Source organism: Enterocloster lavalensis (assembly GCF_046603895.1).
Lineage (GTDB): Bacteria > Bacillota > Clostridia > Lachnospirales > Lachnospiraceae > Enterocloster > Enterocloster lavalensis.
In genome coordinates this window covers 1,300,534-1,319,468 of record NZ_CP176637.1, presented here as the reverse complement: position 1 = coordinate 1,319,468, position 18,935 = coordinate 1,300,534, and the positions used below count along the sequence as shown (strand labels likewise).

Below are 18,935 nucleotides of genomic sequence, written 5' to 3'. Positions count from 1 at the left end.
ATTTCAATGTTACTGGAATTGCATGTGAAGAACCTGGCCCTGATCGAGAAAGCGGATGTGGAGTTCCGTCAGGGCTTAAACATTCTCACCGGCGAGACGGGCGCCGGTAAATCCATCATCATCGGCTCCGTGGGTATGGCCCTCGGCGGCAAGGCGTCCCGGGACAGCATCCGCCAGGGCGCACCCTACGCCTACGTGGAGCTTGTTTTCTCCGTGGATTCTCCGGAGAAGTTGAAGGCCCTGGCCGCCCTGGAGGCGGTGCCGGACGAGAACGGCCTGTTCATCATCTCCCGGAAAATTATGCTCAACCGCAGCGTCAGCCGGATCAATGACGAGACCGTGACCACGGCCAGGCTGAAGCAGATCACCGGCCTGCTGATCGATATCCACGGCCAGCACGAGCACCAGTCCCTTCTGTACAAATCCAAACATCTCGCGATTCTGGACGCCTATGTCAGGGGAAAAACCCAGCCTTTAAAAGAAAAGACGGCGAAAACCTACGAGGCTTACCGGGCCCTCCGGGAAAAACTGGAAAAATTTGGGGTTGACGAGGAGAGCCGTATCCGCGAGAAGGATTTCCTGCGCTTTGAGATCGACGAGATCGAGGCCGCGGGAATCCGGGAGGGCGAGGAGGAGGAGCTGACGGCCCTGTACCGCCGGATCAGCCACAGCCGCCGCATCGCAGAGAACCTATCCGCCGTGCAGCAGGCCCTGGAGGGGGACTGGCTGTCCCGGGCGCTTCAGGAGGTGGATCAGGCCTGCGCTTACGACGAATCCTTAAACGGCATCCGGGACCAGCTCTACGACGCGGAATCCATATTGAGCGACGCGGGCCGCGAGACGGCCGCCTATCTGGAACACATGGAGCTGGACGAGGAGCGTTTCCGGGAGGTGGAGGAGCGCCTGGACCTGATTCACGGCCTCCAGGCAAAATACGGCAATACGGTGGAAGCCATTTTCCGGAAACTGGAAGAGAAGAAGCAGCGGCTGGACGAGCTGGAGAATTTCGAGGAACGCAAAGCCGGGGCGGAGCGGGAGCTTAAAAAGACGGAGCAGGAATTGGAAGCTCTCTGCGGCCAGCTGTCCCAGGTAAGAATGTCCGCCTCCCGGAAGCTGACGGAGAGCATCCGCAAGGGCCTGCTGGATTTGAACTTTCTGGACGTGACCTTTTCCATGGAATTTTCCAGACTGGACCACTACACGGCCCAGGGCTACGACGAGGCCCAGTTTCTGATCTCCACCAACCCCGGAGAGCCGGAAAAGCCCCTGGGCGACGTGGCGTCGGGCGGCGAGCTCTCGCGGATCATGCTGGCCATCAAGACCGTGCTGGCGGACACCGACGACATTCCCACCCTGATATTCGACGAGATCGACACCGGCATCAGCGGGCGCACGGCCCAGAAGGTGTCGGAGAAGCTCTCCTATATCGGAAGGACCCACCAGGTGATCTGTATCACCCACCTGCCCCAGATCGCAGCCATGGCGGACTGCCATTTCGAGATCGCCAAATCCGCGGCCGAGGGGCGCACCGCCACCACCATCCGCGCCCTGGGGCCAGAGGAATCCGTGCAGGAGCTGGCCAGGCTTTTGGGCGGCGCGAAAATCACCGATGCGGTGCTGAAAAATGCCCGGGAGATGAAGGATCTGGCGGACAGCACAAAATAAGAAAAGGTATCATAAAAAAGACAAGAATCGTTAAAAGATGCTCATTTTTGATAAAATTGGGCATCTTTTTTGCGTTGTTGGGAGAACTTCTATTTGAAAGCGCGTTAGAGAGATGAAGGATGCTTTTGGCTTATCGGGACAGAATACAGGACATCAACACATCAGGAGGCCGCTATGAAAGACAATCAGAAGAGAATCATCACAACACAGAAAATCGACGACTATTGTTTATGGCTGGACCGCTGCGAGCGGAGCAGGGAGACGATTCAAAAATATGAATATTACCTGACCCGTTTCAAAGAGTTCATGGACTGCAGGCCGGTGGACAAGGAGAAGGTGATTCTCTGGAAAAGCGTTTTGCGCGAAAATCTGGCGCCTGTGACCGTTAACGGAGCCCTGGCCGCGCTGAACGGCTTTTTCAAATACTGCGATTGGCAGGATTGCAGGGCCAGATTCCTGAAAATCAGCAAAAATACTTTTTATCCCGAAAGCCGGGAGCTCACAAAAAAAGAATATCTCCGCCTGGTGAGAACGGCTGCGGACCAGGGAAACGAACGGCTTTCCCTGCTGCTAGAGACTATCTGCTCCAGCGGAATCCGCGTGTCGGAGCTGCCGTTTATCACGGTGGCGGCGCTCTGCAAGGGGCAAGCGGAGGTGGAGTGCAAGGGCAGGATCCGGACGGTGCTGCTGACAAAAAGGCTCTGCAAAATCCTGCTGGATTACGCTGCCAGGAAGGGGATTGAGAGCGGAATGATCTTTGTGACAAGAAGCGGAAAGGCGCTGGACCGGAGCAATATCTGGCGGGAGATGAAGGCGCTGGGCCTGAAAGCCAACGTGGACCGTGAGAAAATATTTCCCCACAACCTGAGGCATTTATTTGCCAGGACCTACTACGCAATGACCAAGGACCTGTCAAAGCTGGCGGATATATTGGGCCATAAGGATATCAATACGACCCGCATTTACACCATTGAGAGCGGGAGCAGACACAGAAAACAGCTGGAAAGTATGAGACTCATTGTGACGCCGTACAACGCAATATCTATTTTGTTGTAACCGAACGGCCAAAGGTCCTTTCGAGAACGGCCTCATTTCCGCCCGTCTCCGCCGTTTTCCCCTCCCTTTGGAAAAACTTCCGGAATTTTCCGGATAAAATCTGCCAAAAAAGCCCATTTTCAGGGATGCCAAATAATCAGGCCTGAAGCCGGATGAAGCCAGGTCTGATTGGCATGTCCATAATGGCGGAAACCGGTGGAAATCTATGTAAAAATGTGATATAGTATGAAATGATTTACCGCGTCCATGATTCTGAATACAACAAACTAGATATTGCGTTGTAAATAAAAGGAGGGGGAGAATTCGGGGTGGAGCGGAGCATGGGCGCAGGCGGCATTTTACCATACAGGAAGGGAGAATTATGTTTAGGGATCACATACCTGGAGATGATAAGGAAACACGAATCAATACAAACGACGCGAGCATCATGTTGGTCTGCATCAACGGATACCAGGAGAACCGGCCGTACGGGGTGATTGTAAACTACTGCCTGCCGGTCCCCGTCCATTTTGCGGGGATTCATGAGCTGGTCCTCGGGGTGGATGAGGTCTGCGAGCGGATCGGCGCGCCCATGCGCACCATGGAACCCCGCTTTTTGAGCCGCGCGGAGGCGGAGCGGTTCCAGAAGCTGTCGATGCGGCAGGAGGCGGGAACGCAAAACAGCCCGGATCAAATGGCCATGCCGATTCAGAAGCGGCTGGCTTATACGGCGCAGGCCGAGGAAGTTCTGATCATCCATGTGCTTTACAGGCAGCACGCCTCCATGCAGGGACGTCTGCACACCAGCTTTTCCAGCCAATATTACGTCTCCTTCCGCAGCGCCCTGGAGCTCATGCGGATGCTGGCAGAGGTGGATGCAGGTCTGAGGGAAAAGGGGCCGAGGAAGCGGCTGACCGGCGGTGGAGGCAGTGGAGGCGGTCAGGCGATTGGAGGGGACCGGGAAGGGGAGGACCGCTTGAAAATTTTTAAAAATCCGGATTAAAGCCACAGGCGCGAAAAAATATTGTACGAATGAAGGATTTGGCAGACGGGACAAAATAAAACAGATTGAAAACAGAAGATCAGATCATACTAAGAAAGGGGCACAAAACACCGGCTTCTTTCTTTTTTTGACTGTAATGGACCGCTGGCGCAGCCCGGGGAGGATTGCAGCATTCCAGGAACCGATGGGTGCCTCGCCCTGTGAAAATCAACAAAATACAAGACGAGGAGGTAAGAACATGAGAGGAAATAAGACGTTTTACCGGTGGCTGAACCGTATTTTCTGGGCGGCGCTCACCGTCACCGTTGGATATTCCTGGTACTACTTAGACACTGCCATCCCGGACCGGATCAGCATTGTCCAGGACCAGAAGGAGCAGTTTTCGTTCCCGCTTCCCATCAACACAACCTTATCCAGTGAGAGTGAGGAAGTGGTGCTGGGAAACAAGAGCAACATACCCGCCGACCAGATCACGGTGAATGGGAGGCAGCCATTTTCCATGTACGCCGAAAACCAGGGATCCTATCAGGTCGGGCTGAAGCTTTTCGGCCTGATCAAGTTCAAGGACATCCAGGTGGACGTGGTGGACACCCGCTATGCGGTGCCCTGCGGATGTCCCATCGGAATCTATCTGAAATCCGACGGAATCATGGTCATCGGCACCGGAAAGCTGACGGCGGCGGACGGCATGGAGGTGGAACCGGCCTACGGTATTTTGAAATCAGGCGATTACATTGAAGCGTTCAACGGAAAGCCCATGAACACCAAGGAAGACCTTATGGACGCGGTGAACAAGACGGGCGGCGAGGCTGCGGTGGTCTCGGTCCGCCGGGGCGGCGAGCAGGTGGACGTCAGCGTGAACCCCGTCAAGACCGAGGACGGACAGTACAAGCTGGGCGCCTGGGTGCGGGACGACACCCAGGGAATCGGCACCGTCACATACCTGGACTTAAACGGAAACTTCGGCGCGCTGGGGCATGGAATCAGCGACAGCGACACCGGCGACCTGGTGGAGACCAGCAAGGGGGAACTGTATACCACCCAGATTATGGGAATTGAGAAGGGGACCATTGGAAAGCCGGGGCTGCTGTCCGGTGTGATCTATTACGGACCGGGCTCGCTGATGGGGGAGATCAATCAGAACACCAACGAGGGGATATTCGGAACTGTAAACGAAGCCTTTCTGCGCCAGACCGGAATGGAAGCCATGGTCAAAGGAAATGTGAACGACTCCGGCCTGCCGGAAGGCGCCATGGAGATCGCCTGCCGCCAGGACGTAAAGCCCGGGCCTGCGACCATCAGAAGCAGCGTGTCGGGGGAGCTGAGGGATTACGATATCGAAATACAGAAGGTAGATTATAACTCAGGGCATAAGAATAAAAGTATGGTAATTAAAGTAACCGACCCGGATCTGATCGCGCTGACGGGGGGAATCGTGCAGGGGATGAGTGGGAGTCCGATTATACAGGATGGAAAGCTGGCCGGAGCAGTGACCCATGTGTTTTTGCAGGATAGCACCAGGGGGTATGGGATATTGATTGAAAACATGCTCGAGCATTGAGTCCGGGCAGGCCATAGTGAAAAGGAAGGCGTTGTGAGCTCGCTCACATAAGCCTTCCTTTTCACTATGGCCTATGCGGCGAAAGCCGCACAGCCGATGGTGCGCCGCAGGCGTGCCAGCGGCTGTAGCCCGGACGGAGTAGCGGGAGGCGACCAGAAGGCGTTGTGAGCTCGCTCACAAAAGCCTTCCTTTTCGCTATGCGATAACAAGATGAATTAATCATAGGACGATAAAAGATTTTAAGGGGTAAAGAATTTAACGCAAACAAGTGAAATCGTGATATAATTTTTAAAAGAAGTGCCAAATAAGCATGAAAATATACGCTTCAATGAATATATTTGCAACAATAGATATGGGCTACGGTTTACACCGTGGAGCATTTTTAAAATGTGGTGAAGTTCAGTTGTAAATCGAAAGGAGACATTTTATGGATGAGATAGTAAAAATTAATAATATTGAGGATTATTCCAAAACAGAGGAGGCGTATCTTTCTATCCGCAGCCATGTCATTGACGCGCAGGGGTAGATCTATGTTGCAGTCAATCAGGCAATGGTAACAGCTTATTGGAATATTGGGAAAACACTTTATGAAGTTTGCGGAGAAAAAGAACGTGCAGCGTATGGCAAACAGGTTTTAAAATATATATCAGAGCATTTAACAAAAGAATTTGGAAAAGGATTTAGTGTGCAGGGATTACGGAATATGAGGCAGTTCTACCTTGCATTTCCAAAACACTCCACACTGTGGAGCGAATTAAGCTGGTCACATTATCGGCTGTTGATGAGAGTAAACGATGAAAAGGCCAGATTATTTTATACGGAAGAAGCTGTAAAATCCGGCTGGAGTGTTCGTCAGTTACAGAGGCAGATTAACACAATGTTTTATCATCGGATACTTTCCAGTAAGGACAAGGAGGCTGTTGCAGCAGAGATACAAACTACAGTGCCAAAGCCGGAATACGAAAATATAATAAAAGATCCATATGTGTTGGAATTTCTTAATTTGCCAAGGAATGAGCATTTCTATGAGTCAGGATTAGAGCAGGCGCTTATAGATCACTTACAAAAGTTCCTTTTGGAGCTGGGCAGAGGGTTTTCTTTTGTGGCCCGTCAAAAACATTTCAATATTGACGGCAGACATTTTTATATCGATCTTGTATTTTACAATTATATTTTGAAATGCTTTGTTCTGGTTGATTTAAAAACGGAGGATTTGACCCATCAGGATATTGGGCAGATGCAGATGTATGTAAACTATTACACAAGAAAGATGATGAACGAAGGCGATAACCCGCCGATTGGCATTCTCCTTTGTGCAGATAAGAGTGATACGCTGGTACGTTTCACCTTGCCGGAAGACAATACCCAGATTTATGCAGCAAAATATATGCCATATATGCCGACGGTAGAAGAATTGAGGCGTGAATTGAATTTGGATGAGTTTGAAAAACTGGAGGAAGAAAGTGATTAAAATTGGGAGCCTGGCAGGAGACTTACATGAAATTCAACTGTGAACTCGCGCTGTTCTGCAAAAATGCTGTCTTTATATTGACTCACTCATGAGCGGACTCTCCAATTATCCACGATGGAAAGCTGATCAGTCCGCCCCCAAAAGCCCAGGAATAATAGCCACCGTAAAATCGTATGAATATCCGTAATCATATGATAAAATACAATCAGATAATTCACCATAAATCCAAGCAGGAAAACAGTTTCTGCATTCACAATATCTGGAGGTTTTTAAACCGTGAAGAATATCTGGAACAGGATCAAGAGAGGGCCGAATCTGTGGGCGTTTATAGGAAGCATAATTGCCGGCGCTGGTACGCTTACCGCAATTTATCTGTTTGACAGAGTGACAGCACCCATGTCCGGAACAAGCCTGTCAGCCGGTCCGGCGCTGCTGGCGGCTGTTTTGGAAGCCTTATGGACAGGGGTACTCGGCGGGGGACTTGCAGGGATCTTTTTAATTCATCCCCTCATACTGACATTGCAGAATCTCTTCCTTTTGTTCCGAAAAGGCACGGCAGAGGTTCGGCAAGTGGAGCGGAGAACGGAGTCCGTCACCATAGCGCTGGGAATCATTTACACAGGTTTGTACGATTGGATATTCAGCGGAAGCACAAGCGGCATTCAGTTTCGCTCTGACTGGCAGGAAATCTTACATAATGGGCAGATGCATACCCCAATCTGGACCCAGTCGGCGTTGACCATTGCTGTTATTTCCTGCGTTGGAGTCCTGGGGTATCTGATGTTATCGAAACGGGATATCAATCGGCTGCCGCCGCTCTTGACGGTGCTTGGCATATCGGCCATCTATCTGGGAATTGGCATGTGCATGCTGTGGATCGTACAGGTGATGGGGGAGGAATGGCTGTTCTGCTTGTTCCCGTTTAACTGTGTACTGATCGGAGTGAAGACGGTCCGGCGTGCGGTGGAGGAGTGGCAGGGCCCGGAGGAGGGCCGGATTCGGGAGTGGAACAAGCCTTATTTGAAATGGTTGAATGATGTTCTTTTAGACGCTTCTCACTGGCCGGTGGCGGCTCTGATCCTGATGCTTCCCCTTCTGGGCATTTTGATTGGGATTCTGGCTCTGCTCGGGCAGCAGCCGGACAGTGTGATCCGGGCCTGGACGGAAACAGGAGACTGGAGATTATCTCAGCAGATACCTCCCCCTAATGTGATGTTCGATGAGCACTATCTTTGCACGGTAGCGGCTCAGGGGCATCCCGAAGTAGTAAAGCCCCTGCGCACAGGGGTTCGCAACGGCCATCGTGTGGTGGTCAACCGTCAGCTATGCGTTGCCAATGCGTTTGAACAGATACTGGAAGAGCGGGCTTCATGGCTGCATGGCCCAATCCGCCGCTTCTATGATCGGTACGGATTTCCGGTGGCCCGTTTGATCCGGTCGAGCCAGGCGGCGGATCTGGTTTATTACATGATGAAGCCGTTGGAATGGCTGTTCCTGGCTGTGCTTTATCTGGTGGATGAAAAGCCAGAGAACCGGATTGCGGTTCAGTATCCCCATGCGCCGGTGCCGAAGTGGCGATGAAGGGAGTAAAAATCGGCCCCAACACAACCTCATAACCCCCAAAAGGCGCCGTCCAATCATCCTCACCCCATGATTGTCACGGCGCCCTTTCTTTCCACACCTCTTTCCTACCCTTCGATTGTTAATAAAATCCCAAATAAAAATCTTTTCCTGAAATATTTTTATTAAAAAAATTACAAAATCGGTTGACGAATTCCAAAAACGTGCTAATATATAACTATGAAAACACTTTAAGAAAACATTTTCATTAACAAAATGCCAGCAAGGAGGATAAGATGGGAAAACATATATTGGTGATTGGCAGCCTGAATATGGATTTGTCCATAACCATGGAACGAATGCCTGCGGTGGGCGAGACGGTTATGGGAGAGGAGCTTACATACAACCTGGGCGGCAAGGGAGCCAATCAGGCGTACGCCGTCGGACGGCTGGGCGGACAGGTGAAGATGCTGGGCTGCGTCGGCAGGGATCAGTTCGGAGCCGGACAGAGGGAGAGCCTGGCGGCCTGCGGCGTGGACGTGTCCGGCCTGCGGGAATCCGAAGCGCTGCCCACCGGAACCGCGGTGATCTACGTGGACGCGGCGGGCAGCAACAGCATCGTGGTGGTGGCGGGAGCCAATCAGGCATGCGACACACAGTATCTGAAGGAAAACGACCACCTGTTCCAGTGGTGCGACTACGTGCTGATGCAGATGGAGATTCCCATGTCTGCCATCGCCTACGCGGCGGGACGGGCAAGGGCGCTTGGCAAGACGGTGATCCTCAATCCCGCCCCGGCCCCGGACTTAATACCGGCGGAGCTGTTGTCCTGTGTGGACTACCTGACGCCCAACGAGACGGAGCTCATGAAGCTCAGCGGCGTGACCGGCGACGGGATGGAGGCTGTGCGGCAGGGCGCCAAAGCCCTTATGGCGCAGGGGCTCGGCCGTGTGGTGGTCACCCTGGGAGAGGAAGGCGCGCTGCTGGCGGATGGGGACGGATTCAGGACCTATCCGGCCAGAAAGGCGGAGGCCGTGGACACCACCGCAGCGGGCGACTGCTTTAACGGGGCCTTCGTTGTAGCGCTGGCGGAGGGGATGAGCGAGGACGAGGCCATCCGGTTCGCCAACGCCGCGTCCTCCATGGCGGTGACCAAAAAAGGAGCGCAGAGTTCCATCCCTTCCCGGGAGGAACTGGAACAGATTTTAGGCGGCGCCAAGGCGCGGCAATCAGCAGGAGGAGGCAGATGATGGAACGGATTATCATTGATACGGACCCGGGAGTGGACGACGCCATGGCCATTTTGCTGGCTGTGAAGGCGGCGGACCGGCTGAAGATCGAGGCGCTGACCACAGTGGACGGAAATGTGGGAATCAGGCAGGTTACGGACAACGCCCTTTCGGTTCTGGAGCTGTGCGGGGCGGATCACATCCCGGTCTACCGCGGAGCGGACCGCCCCTTGGGCAAGGATGTGGCTTACAGCGACGACTTTCACGGCAGCGACGGTCTGGGCGGCGTAAATATACGTCCGGAACGGCTGAAAACCATGGAGGAACCGGCGGTGGACTACCTGGTCCGAGCGGCGGCGGAGCATCCCGGGGAGCTGACCCTGGTGCTCCTGGGGCCCATGACCAACGCCGCGCTGGCGGTGAGAAAGGACCCCGGTTTTGCCCAAAATATCCGCCGCCTGGTGGTCATGGGCGGTGCGGAGCACGGCGGGAATATGTCCCCGGTGGCGGAGTTCAATTTCTTCCACGATCCCCAGGCGGCCAGCGAAGTGTTTCAGGCCGGTTTTAAGGAGATTGTGATGGTGGGGTTGGATGCCACCGGAAAGGTGTATATGACGCCGGCCATGCGCGAACTGCTTTATCTGATCGGGACTCCCATTTCCCGCTTCATCCATAAGATTACGCGCCGGTATACGGACCGCCGCTGGGAGATCAACCGGGTGATGGGCTGCCAGCTCTGCGATCCGCTGGTGGCCGGGTATCTGATCGACCCCGGGATCCTCACGCTGGAGGACGCCCATGTGGAGATTGAGACCCAGGGGCGCTGTGAAGGAATGTCCGTTGTGTACCGGACCAAGCGTTATCCGGAGCTGCAGGCGAACTGTAAAATTGCGGTGGACACGGATTCCAGACGGTTTTTCGACGTATTCTATTTGACACAGTTCCCGGAATACAGGACCGAGATAAACGCGATGCTGGACCGGGAATTCCGGTAATCATGATGATAGGAGAAGGTAAAGGTTATGGCAAAGAAAACGATAAAAGATGATTTTACGCTGTTGGCAATCCTGCTGATTCCCATAGCGATTGCAATTAATTTCATTTGCGGCAATCTGGCGCTGGCCTTAAAGCTGCCGCTGTATCTGGACAGCATCGGGACCTATCTGGTGGGGATGCTGGCCGGTCCGTGGGTGGCGCTGGTTACGGGCTTCCTCAGCATCACCATCAACGCAGTCAGCGATCCCACGCTGTTCCCCTATGCGCTGTTGGCGGGACTTATGGGCATGGTAGTTGGATTTTTCGCCAAAAAGGGGCTGTTTACCTCTGTCCCCGGAATGGTATTTTCCGGCCTGGTGGTTGCGCTCTGCTCCGTAGTGGGCACTGTGGTCATCAAATACATATTTTTCGGCGGCTTCGGCACCAGCGGCGTGTCGATCTTGGCGGCCACCATCATTGCCAGCGGCCAGCCGTTCTGGGTTGGACAGTTTGCAGCCCAGATGGTGGGGGAATTGCCGGACAAATTTATCTCCGTGCTGGTTCCGTTTTTGGTGATCCGCGGCATGTCTGGCAGGTATCTCTACAAGTTTATGAACGGAAGGGTATTCATTGACGCGAGAAGGCGCAAAGCGGCCAAATGCGGGGAGGTGGCAAAATAATGGAAGGAAAGAATTTTATCCGGGATCTGAATCCGATCACACAGCTGTATCTGTGCCTGTTTATCGCGGTCTCTTCCCTGTTTTATGATTACCGGTACACAGCGGTTCTGATTGTGGTGATGATCGCGATCGCCGCTATGGCGGGAAAAGCCGGAGAATTTGTGGGCATGTGGTTGAAATCCATCGTGTTGATTTCCGTGGTGGTGTTTGTCATGCAGGCGCTGTTTCTGCCCGGGGACACGGTGCTGTGGAAGTTCTGGATCTTTTCCGTCAAACAGGAGGAAATCGATAACGCCGTCACTCTGTGCACCCGCATCATGGGAGTGGGCACAGCGGCGGTGCTGGGAATCAAACTGGTGGACGTGGGGAAACTGGTGGTGGCTCTGGAGGACCGGGGCGTGTCTCCGTCCGCTACCTATGTGATCATGTCCACGGTGAACATCATTCCGCAGATGTCCAAGAAAATGACCGTGATCATGGACGCCCAGCGTTCCAGGGGCGTTGAGACGGAAAGCAACATGTTTGTGCGCGCCAAGGCATTTTTCCCCACCATTGGTCCGCTGATTTTAAACTCGATCGTCAGCGCGGAGGAGCGTGCGATCACGCTGGAAGCGAGAGCATTTTCCGTGAGCGGGAAAAAGACCCGCCTGCACACAGTCGCGGATACCGGGACGGATCGGGCTCTGCGGGTGGTATTTATGATTATGCTGGCGGCTGCCGTAGGAGGGAGGATTATAACATGGATCGTGTAGTGCTCAATCATGTCACATACCGTTATCCGATTGCGGAGGAGAATGCGTTAAACGACGTTTCCCTGCGCATCAAAGAAGGCGAATTCTGCTCCATTATCGGGGCCAACGGGAGCGGAAAGACCACGCTCTGCAATGTGATCCGCGGATTTATCCCGAAATTTTACCAGGGAGATCTGGAGGGACAGGTGTTGATTAACGGCAGGGATATTGCCCAGGTGGAACTGGGAAGTCTGGCCACCGAGGTTGGTTTTGTGTTCCAGAATCCGTTTACGCAGATCAGCGGAATCGCAAACACCGTGTACGAGGAGCTGGCGTTCGGCCTGGAAAATATGGGAGTGGAGCCGGATGTGATCCGCCGCAGGGTGGAGGATGTGTTGAGGCTCACCAAGACGGAGGCATTCCGGGACCGCAATCCCTATCAGCTGTCCGGCGGACAGCAGCAGCGCATCGCCCTTGCAGCGATCCTGATCATGGAGCAGGATATCATGGTAATTGACGAGCCAACGTCGCAGTTGGATCCTCAGAGCACGGATGACGTGTTTGAGGTGATTAAGCTGATGAAGGATATGGGCCGGACCATTGTGCTGGTCGAGCACAAGATGGAGCAGATTGCCCGCTACTCCGACCACATCATTGTGCTGGATCAGGGGCGGGTGGTGCTGGAGGGAACTCCCCGGGAGGTGATTACCAACCCGGATTGCGCCAAATACCACACCCGGCTTCCGCAGTGTACCAATATCGGTCTCGGGTTAAAGAAACGGGGAGTGGATTTAGGGGAGCTTCCCATTACAACCGACGAGGCGGTTGGACAGATTTGCACATATATGGGCCGATGAGCCGGAGAGGGGATTGTTATGTCTTTAGTTGAAGTGAAAAATGTGTCATTTACATACCCGAACGGCTTTGTGGCTGTGGACGGGGTATCCTTTAAACTGGAAAAAGGGGAAAACATTGCCATTGTGGGCCAGAACGGAGCAGGAAAGACCACTACGGTCAAGATGTTAAACGGCCTGACCAAACCCACCTCCGGCGATATCATTGTGGACGGAAAGAATACGAAGGAGTATACCACGGCGCAGATTGCCAGAACCGTGGGCTATGTGTTCCAGAACCCGGACGATCAGATTTTCAACAACACCGTTTACAAGGAAATCGAATACGGGCTGAAGCGGATGAAACTGCCAAAGGAGGAGCGGGAGCGCAGAATTATGGACGCGGCCGTCCTCACGGGCATGGACAAATTCCTGGACCAGAATCCTTATGATTTCCCGCTGTCCGTGCGCAAATTCGTGACAATCGCGTCCGTGATCGCGTCGGGCTGCGAGGTGCTGATTTTTGACGAACCCACCGCGGGTCAGGATCTGGATGGATTGGAGCGGTTGTCACGCCTGATCCGTGAGCTGACGGCCCGTGGAAAGGCTCTGATCACAATCACACACGATATGGAGTTTGTGGCGGAGAATTTCGAGCGTTTGATCATCATGTGCAATAAGAAGATTGTGGCGGATGGGAGGACCGATGAAGTATTCTACTACAAAGACATTATGGAGGAGGCAAAGCTGAAACAGCCCTGTGTTGTGGAGGTCTCCGACCGGATTGGAGCCGGGAAGCTGGGGCTGGACCTGGAGGCGGTTGCGCGTTTTATCAAAGAGAACCGGAGGAACGCCGCGCCGTCAGCTCAAAATTGACGGAATCCCTGTTTTGTTGTAAGATAAGCTAAGAAGTTATCATAATAACATTTAACAGGGGGAAGGATCGATGAAGGACACCAGCAAAACGCCCTACTTTAAAGATCTGAGCAGAAAAGACTATGTGGTGATGGCCCGCCGCATCATCCGGACGGAAGGTGTGGGCGCGGTCAGCATCCGCCGGCTTGCCACGGAGCTCGGCTGTTCCTCGGCCAGCATGTACCGGTACTTTAAAAACCTGGATGAGCTGCTGTTTTACGCCCAGTTGGACGCTTTGAACGGATACATACTGGAATTGTCCGAACAGGAGAAGCGTTGGACAGGGATCTGGGACCTGTATTTCGGCATCTGGCGGGCCTACGCGACCGAGGCATTTGAGAAGCCGGAGGCGTTTGAGTGCATCTTTTACCGGAATCTCAACCAGGATCTGGGAGAGGCGCTGAAAGAATACTATGAAATGTTTCCGGAGGCCATTGTGCGGGTGAGTCCGCTGATCAAGGAGATGCTGGAGATTCCGGAGTATTACGACCGCGACTATTTTATCTGCAAACGCCTTGTGGCGGAGGGGGAGCTCACAGAGGAGAACGCAAAAAAACTGAACCACGGCCTCTGTACGCTGTTCCTGGGATATTTTAAGTTCGTGCAGGAAAATGGAGTTGAGCGCGGCAAAATCCGGGAGCTGGTGGACCGGTATCTTGCGGAGAGCGTGGAGATCGCACAGATTTATACAAAGACGGTGTTGAATCGATTCCTGTGAGCGGGCGGATAAGTGTTGGGAAAAGAAATGGTATACCGAGGGGGGAATCCCGGAAAGCGCATATCACCTCATGTTCGTATACATATTAATTATAGAAGGAACCGGTACGCCACTTAATGGTATACCGGTTCCTTTCCCCTGTCTCATTCCGACCTTGGCAAATCCACCAGCGTGTGCGGATGCCCCAGGGCGGGCAGAACCTTGTCCAGAAGATCCTGGGTTTTGAACCTGAGGCTGGATGTGTTGATACAGGGGTGGCAGGCGAAATCCTCCCGGGCCAGCACGTCCTTGTCGATCAGCAGCCGGACGCGGTTTTCCCGGTCGTTCATCAGACCCATCACGGTGACGGAGCCGGGGGTCAGGCCCAGCAGGGATTCCAGGAACTCCGGTTCCGCGAAGGATAAGCGGGCGCTGCCAATCTGTTTGGAGAGGGCAGCGGTTTTGAATTTCTTATCACCGGGCATGAGCAGCAGGTAAAAGTCTGTTTTCTGGGCGTTTCGCAGGAAGAGATTTTTGCAGATTTCCGTGCCCAATAGCTGGTCCACCTCCCGGCAGGCCTCGATGGTTGGAAGGGCGTCGTGGTCCACGCGGCTGTAGGATACGCCCAGGGAGTCCAGCAGGTCGTAAGTCAGCAGCTCCTTGTCCTGCCGTCCCGCAGAGTCTGTGGGACGGCCCTGATACAGAGTGCGGTCGATGTGATAGGAAAGCGTTTCTTCAGGCGTCTGGTTTGCGTTCATCATAGTTACACCTCGGATTGATTAAATTTTGTTGAATCGAACGCCAATGTTATCGCGTTCACATTTGGCTTTTACCATTATAGCAGATTCAGAGAAAAGTTTCAATCAGGATCAGAACTCCGCACAAAAAAACGCTGCCGCACCTTCGGGTTTTCACCCGGGCGCGGCAGCGCGTTCTCACCGTCCGGTATCAGAGCAGGCCGCCGTACTGAAGGAACAGCGGTGCGAATACTAGGGATACGATGGTCATGAGTTTGATCAAAATGTTAATGGAGGGGCCGGAGGTATCTTTAAAGGGATCGCCCACCGTGTCGCCTACCACGGCCGCTTTGTGAGCGGGGCTGCCCTTGCCGCCGTGGTGGCCTTCCTCAATGTACTTTTTGGCATTGTCCCAGGCGCCGCCGGAGTTTGACATGAAGATCGCGGTCAGGACGCCGGTCACCAGGGAGCCGGTCAGAAGTCCGCCCAGCGCGGACGGGCCCAAAAGCAGGCCGACGATCAGGGGAGCGGCTACCGCCATCAGGCCGGGCAGGAACATTTCCCGCAGGGCGGCTGTGGTGGAGATGGACACGCAGGAGGCGTAGTCCGGTTTGTCCGTGCCGGCCAGAATGCCCGGCTTCTCGCGGAACTGCCTGCGCACCTCCTCGATCATCTGGTGCGCTGCCTTGGACACGGATTCCATGGTCATGGCGGAGAACAGGAAGGTCAGCATGCCGCCGATGAAGAGGCCGATGATCACGTTGGCGTCCAGAATGTCGATGGTGGTCAGCTTGACCGCCTCCGCGTAGGAGACGAAGAGGGCCAGGGCCGTCAGGGCCGCGGAGCCGATGGCAAAACCCTTGCCGATGGCCGCGGTGGTGTTGCCCACGGAGTCCAGCTTGTCGGTGATCTCGCGGACCGAGTTGTCCAGGCCGGCCATCTCCGCGATGCCTCCGGCGTTGTCCGCGATGGGGCCGTAGGCGTCGATGGCTACGGTGATTCCGGTGGTGGAGAGCATGCCCACGGCGGCCAGCGCGATGCCGTAAAGGCCAACCAGTTTATAGGACAGGAAAATGCCTACGCAGACCAGCAGAATCGGGATGGCGGTGGACTGCATGCCCAGGGCGATTCCGCTGATTACCGTGGTGGCGGAGCCGGTCTCGGACTGTTCAGCCACCCGCTTAACGAAACGGTAGTCCCCGGAGGTGTAAACCTCGGTGATAAATCCGATGAGCACGCCCACCAGCAGGCCCACGATCACGGCAAAGGCCGCGTTGAAGTTGCCGAAGAACATCCGGCTGAGGATCAGAGCGCAGACCACAACCAAAACGGTGGCGCTGTACTCGCCGGTTTTTAATGCCTTGTGGGGGTCGCCGTTTTTGCCGGTCTTTATGATCAGAGCGCCAACCACGGAAGCCAGGATGCCCGCCGCAGACAACAGGAGCGGGAACAGGACGCCCGCGGTCTGATAGGCGATGATTCCCAGGGTGAGGGCGGAGATCAGGGAGCCCACATAGGACTCGAACAGGTCCGCGCCCATGCCGGCTACGTCGCCCACGTTGTCGCCCACATTGTCGGCGATTACGGCCGGGTTGCGGGGGTCGTCCTCAGGAATTCCGGCTTCCACCTTACCCACCAGGTCCGCGCCCACGTCGGCCGCCTTGGTGTAGATGCCGCCGCCCACACGGGCGAACAGCGCGATGGAGGATGCGCCCAGGCTGAAGCCGGAAAGCACGCCCACGTCACCGGTGACAATGTAAAGCGTTCCCACGCCCATGAGCCCCAGGCCAACCACGGCCATGCCCATGACGCTGCCACCGGAAAACGCGATGGAGAGCGCGCGGTTCATGCCGGAAACTCTCGCCGCGTTGGCAGTCCGGCAGTTGGCGCGGATCGCTGCGCTCATTCCCAGATAACCGGCCGCGGTGGAGAAGGCGCTTCCCACCAGGAAACAGCCCGCTGTAATCCAGCTGTGGGTTCCCAGGCCGATGACCACAAAGAGCACGGCCACAAAGATAACGAGAACGCGGTACTCCGCAGCCAAAAAGGCCCGGGCGCCCTCGGCGATGGCGTCGGCGATCACTCTCATTTTTTCAGTTCCCGGATCCTGCTTGATGACCTGGGCGCGGGTGACGACCGCGAACAGGAAGCCGATCAGGCCGACTACCGGGACAATCCAATTTAAATGTTGCATAATAATCCCCTCCTTAAGATTTTCATTCATCCTTCTGAATGATCCTAACACTATTGTAACAGAGGCGACACAAATATTCAACAAAATTTTTAAGGTACTAAAAATATTTTTGTTATAAATAGGGAGGGGAGAAAATGAAACGCGTGCGTTTTAAGTTATGGACCCGAATCGCCTGATAGTTAGTTTTGGGGACGTCCCGGCTGACGGCGGGGACACCGATACAGGTCTGAACGAGCACATGAGAAAATTTACGGAGGATCATGCACAGGGACGTTAACATACATTACAGCATCGCGAACAGAGTAGAGACACGCGCAAAAAAACGGGTGGAAAAGGATTGGCTTTCGGTTTTTTCCTTGGAAACTTTATGCGGATTGACATGGATTGCGGCAGCTTGTCTGCTGCCAGGCTGAAGGAGCATTTCGGTTTGCCCGATTATACCCCCCTTGAAAGAGATGACGGAAGAAATAATTTCTAAATAGTGGAAAATGTTGCAAAAAAAGCGTTAATATAGGGCCGGAATCGACGAATTAGACGAAAATCTGTTAAAATTTCGTTAAAACCAAATTTAATTGATTGCTTTTCTTCGGGTTTGATGGTAGAATTGCAAACCATCACGTGTCAAATGTTGCGGTCATAATTTGTTGCAGTATGGGAGGAGCGTTGCTTATAATGTAATTTGTCGGGAATTTGAGATGAAAAACCGACAATTATGTAAATAAGAACCCTATGGCAGGAAAAAACTGTAAATTCGACAAAATGTGACTGCCGCTAAAAAATGAAGGGGAGGATTTGAGCATTGGCAGAGTTAAGCGTAGCGATTGTAGACGACAATCCAATAATTCTGAATACACTGGATGAGATATTGAAGAACGAAGACGGTTTGTCTGTAATTGGAAAAGCAGAGAACGGAGAGGAAGCGATCAACATGATCAAGGACAAAACGCCGGATGTGGTGCTTTTGGACCTGATCATGCCAAAGATCGACGGAATATCCGTCGTAGAGCGGGTGAAAAGCGAACATCCTGCGATCAAGAATCCCGCATTTATCATTCTCAGCGCGGTGGGCGGCGAACAGATGGCGGAGGAAGCGTTTCAGGCGGGAGCGAATTATTACCTGATGAAACCGTTTGACCGGGAGGTTCTGGTGAACAAGATCCGCCACATCGGCGGCCAGCCCAGGAACGATCAGGCAAGGGAAGTGAAACCGCGGTCCGTGAAGGAACAGCCGCGCCTGAGCCGGGAGGAGTACATTGAGGAGCATTTGGAAAAGGACATCACCCGCATGCTCCACGAGCTGGGAATACCGGCTCACATCAAAGGATATCAGTATTTGAGGGACGCCATTTCCATGGCGGTGCAGGACTCCGAGATGATGACCTCGGTGACGAAGATTTTGTATCCCACCATTGCCAAGAAGCACCAGACCACAGCCAGCCGCGTGGAACGGGCCATCCGTCATGCCATCGAAGTGGCGTGGGGAAGAGGCAAGATGGAAACCATTGATGAAGTCTTCGGTTATACGGTCAGCACCGGAAAAGGCAAGCCTACAAATTCTGAATTCATCGCACTGATATCGGATAAAATCACCTTGGAGTACAAAAAAATTTAAGAGAAAAACCTAAAAGACTTCCTAATTACGGAAAAAT

General features: G+C 53.8%; 16 protein-coding genes. 14 read left to right on the top strand and 2 right to left on the bottom strand.

The annotated features are described in order from the left end of the window. Positions 1 to 6 precede the first annotated feature (6 nt). The 13 genes from recN (at position 7) to ACK2JC_RS05720 (ending at position 14,376) form a co-directional block, all read left to right on the top strand. Positions 7 to 1,665, top strand: coding sequence for a DNA repair protein RecN (recN, locus tag ACK2JC_RS05780; protein WP_320936330.1), 1,659 nt, complete (start codon positions 7 to 9; stop codon positions 1,663 to 1,665). A 174-nt stretch (positions 1,666 to 1,839) separates the two neighbouring features. Continuing rightward, the gene (locus ACK2JC_RS05775) at positions 1,840 to 2,721 is read left to right on the top strand and encodes a tyrosine-type recombinase/integrase (protein WP_320936329.1); all 882 of its coding nucleotides are present in this window, start codon (positions 1,840 to 1,842) and stop codon (positions 2,719 to 2,721) included. Positions 2,722 to 3,082: 361 nt separating this feature from the next. Beyond that, complete coding sequence (locus tag ACK2JC_RS05770) at positions 3,083 to 3,703, top strand: hypothetical protein (protein ID WP_320936328.1); 621 nt, start codon at positions 3,083 to 3,085, stop codon at positions 3,701 to 3,703. A 238-nt stretch (positions 3,704 to 3,941) separates the two neighbouring features. After that, a complete protein-coding gene (gene spoIVB / locus ACK2JC_RS05765; RefSeq protein WP_092362147.1) occupies positions 3,942 to 5,264 on the top strand; it encodes a SpoIVB peptidase in 1,323 nt (440 codons plus the stop codon). A gap of 526 nt (positions 5,265 to 5,790) precedes the next feature. Next, on the top strand, positions 5,791 to 6,735 hold the full coding sequence (locus ACK2JC_RS05760) for a YhcG family protein (RefSeq protein WP_320936340.1): 945 nt from the start codon (positions 5,791 to 5,793) through the stop codon (positions 6,733 to 6,735). Positions 6,736 to 7,131: 396 nt separating this feature from the next. Then, positions 7,132 to 8,316, top strand: a complete 1,185-nt coding sequence (locus tag ACK2JC_RS05755) for a DUF6688 family protein (protein ID WP_368271355.1) — start codon at positions 7,132 to 7,134, stop codon at positions 8,314 to 8,316. 275 nt (positions 8,317 to 8,591) lie between these two features. After that, on the top strand, positions 8,592 to 9,545 hold the full coding sequence (rbsK, locus tag ACK2JC_RS05750; protein ID WP_320936326.1) for a ribokinase: 954 nt from the start codon (positions 8,592 to 8,594) through the stop codon (positions 9,543 to 9,545). After that, positions 9,542 to 10,519 carry a nucleoside hydrolase gene (locus ACK2JC_RS05745; protein WP_320936325.1) on the top strand — a complete coding sequence of 326 codons (978 nt, stop codon included), beginning with the start codon at positions 9,542 to 9,544 and terminating at the stop codon, positions 10,517 to 10,519. The genes rbsK and ACK2JC_RS05745 overlap by 4 nt, the downstream gene beginning before the upstream one ends. Positions 10,520 to 10,546: 27 nt before the next feature. After that, positions 10,547 to 11,179, top strand: coding sequence for a hypothetical protein (locus ACK2JC_RS05740; RefSeq protein ID WP_092362153.1), 633 nt, complete (start codon positions 10,547 to 10,549; stop codon positions 11,177 to 11,179). Beyond that, entirely contained in the window at positions 11,179 to 11,931 is a 753-nt protein-coding gene (locus ACK2JC_RS05735; protein ID WP_320936324.1) for an energy-coupling factor transporter transmembrane component T, read from the top strand. The genes ACK2JC_RS05740 and ACK2JC_RS05735 overlap by 1 nt, the downstream gene beginning before the upstream one ends. Next, a complete protein-coding gene (locus ACK2JC_RS05730; protein ID WP_092362157.1) occupies positions 11,919 to 12,767 on the top strand; it encodes an energy-coupling factor ABC transporter ATP-binding protein in 849 nt (282 codons plus the stop codon). The genes ACK2JC_RS05735 and ACK2JC_RS05730 overlap by 13 nt, the downstream gene beginning before the upstream one ends. 18 nt (positions 12,768 to 12,785) lie before the next feature. Next, a complete protein-coding gene (locus ACK2JC_RS05725) occupies positions 12,786 to 13,619 on the top strand; it encodes an energy-coupling factor ABC transporter ATP-binding protein (RefSeq protein WP_092362159.1) in 834 nt (277 codons plus the stop codon). Between the two features lie 70 nt (positions 13,620 to 13,689). Then, complete coding sequence (locus ACK2JC_RS05720; RefSeq protein WP_320936323.1) at positions 13,690 to 14,376, top strand: TetR/AcrR family transcriptional regulator; 687 nt, start codon at positions 13,690 to 13,692, stop codon at positions 14,374 to 14,376. 143 nt (positions 14,377 to 14,519) lie between these two features. On the opposite strand, the gene ACK2JC_RS05715 is transcribed toward ACK2JC_RS05720, so the two are convergent. Both ACK2JC_RS05715 and ACK2JC_RS05710 read right to left on the bottom strand, forming a co-directional pair. Continuing rightward, positions 14,520 to 15,116 (bottom strand): prolyl-tRNA synthetase associated domain-containing protein, encoded by a 597-nt coding sequence (locus ACK2JC_RS05715; protein ID WP_320936322.1) that lies wholly within the window; start codon positions 15,114 to 15,116, stop codon positions 14,520 to 14,522. Positions 15,117 to 15,303: 187 nt separating this feature from the next. Continuing rightward, the gene (locus ACK2JC_RS05710) at positions 15,304 to 17,286 is read right to left on the bottom strand and encodes a sodium-translocating pyrophosphatase (protein WP_092362166.1); all 1,983 of its coding nucleotides are present in this window, start codon (positions 17,284 to 17,286) and stop codon (positions 15,304 to 15,306) included. A gap of 799 nt (positions 17,287 to 18,085) precedes the next feature. Between ACK2JC_RS05710 and spo0A the strand changes: the two genes are divergently transcribed. Next, complete coding sequence (spo0A, locus tag ACK2JC_RS05705) at positions 18,086 to 18,898, top strand: sporulation transcription factor Spo0A (protein WP_092362170.1); 813 nt, start codon at positions 18,086 to 18,088, stop codon at positions 18,896 to 18,898. The last annotated feature ends 37 nt before the right edge of the window (positions 18,899 to 18,935 follow it).

Bases quoted from the DNA above. Each gene is read 5' to 3' on its own strand.
- ACK2JC_RS05725 (WP_092362159.1), top strand. From the start codon at position 12,786: ATGTCTTTAGTTGAAGTGAAAAATGTGTCATTTACATACCCGAACGGC.
- ACK2JC_RS05755 (WP_368271355.1), top strand. From the start codon at position 7,132: ATGTCCGGAACAAGCCTGTCAGCCGGTCCGGCGCTGCTGGCGGCTGTT.
- ACK2JC_RS05775 (WP_320936329.1), top strand. From the start codon at position 1,840: ATGAAAGACAATCAGAAGAGAATCATCACAACACAGAAAATCGACGAC.
- rbsK (WP_320936326.1), top strand. From the start codon at position 8,592: ATGGGAAAACATATATTGGTGATTGGCAGCCTGAATATGGATTTGTCC.
- spoIVB (WP_092362147.1), top strand. From the start codon at position 3,942: ATGAGAGGAAATAAGACGTTTTACCGGTGGCTGAACCGTATTTTCTGG.
- ACK2JC_RS05720 (WP_320936323.1), top strand. From the start codon at position 13,690: ATGAAGGACACCAGCAAAACGCCCTACTTTAAAGATCTGAGCAGAAAA.
- ACK2JC_RS05740 (WP_092362153.1), top strand. From the start codon at position 10,547: ATGGCAAAGAAAACGATAAAAGATGATTTTACGCTGTTGGCAATCCTG.
- ACK2JC_RS05735 (WP_320936324.1), top strand. From the start codon at position 11,179: ATGGAAGGAAAGAATTTTATCCGGGATCTGAATCCGATCACACAGCTG.
- ACK2JC_RS05730 (WP_092362157.1), top strand. From the start codon at position 11,919: ATGGATCGTGTAGTGCTCAATCATGTCACATACCGTTATCCGATTGCG.
- ACK2JC_RS05745 (WP_320936325.1), top strand. From the start codon at position 9,542: ATGATGGAACGGATTATCATTGATACGGACCCGGGAGTGGACGACGCC.
- ACK2JC_RS05770 (WP_320936328.1), top strand. From the start codon at position 3,083: ATGTTTAGGGATCACATACCTGGAGATGATAAGGAAACACGAATCAAT.
- ACK2JC_RS05715 (WP_320936322.1), bottom strand. From the start codon at position 15,116: ATGATGAACGCAAACCAGACGCCTGAAGAAACGCTTTCCTATCACATC.
- ACK2JC_RS05710 (WP_092362166.1), bottom strand. From the start codon at position 17,286: ATGCAACATTTAAATTGGATTGTCCCGGTAGTCGGCCTGATCGGCTTC.
- recN (WP_320936330.1), top strand. From the start codon at position 7: ATGTTACTGGAATTGCATGTGAAGAACCTGGCCCTGATCGAGAAAGCG.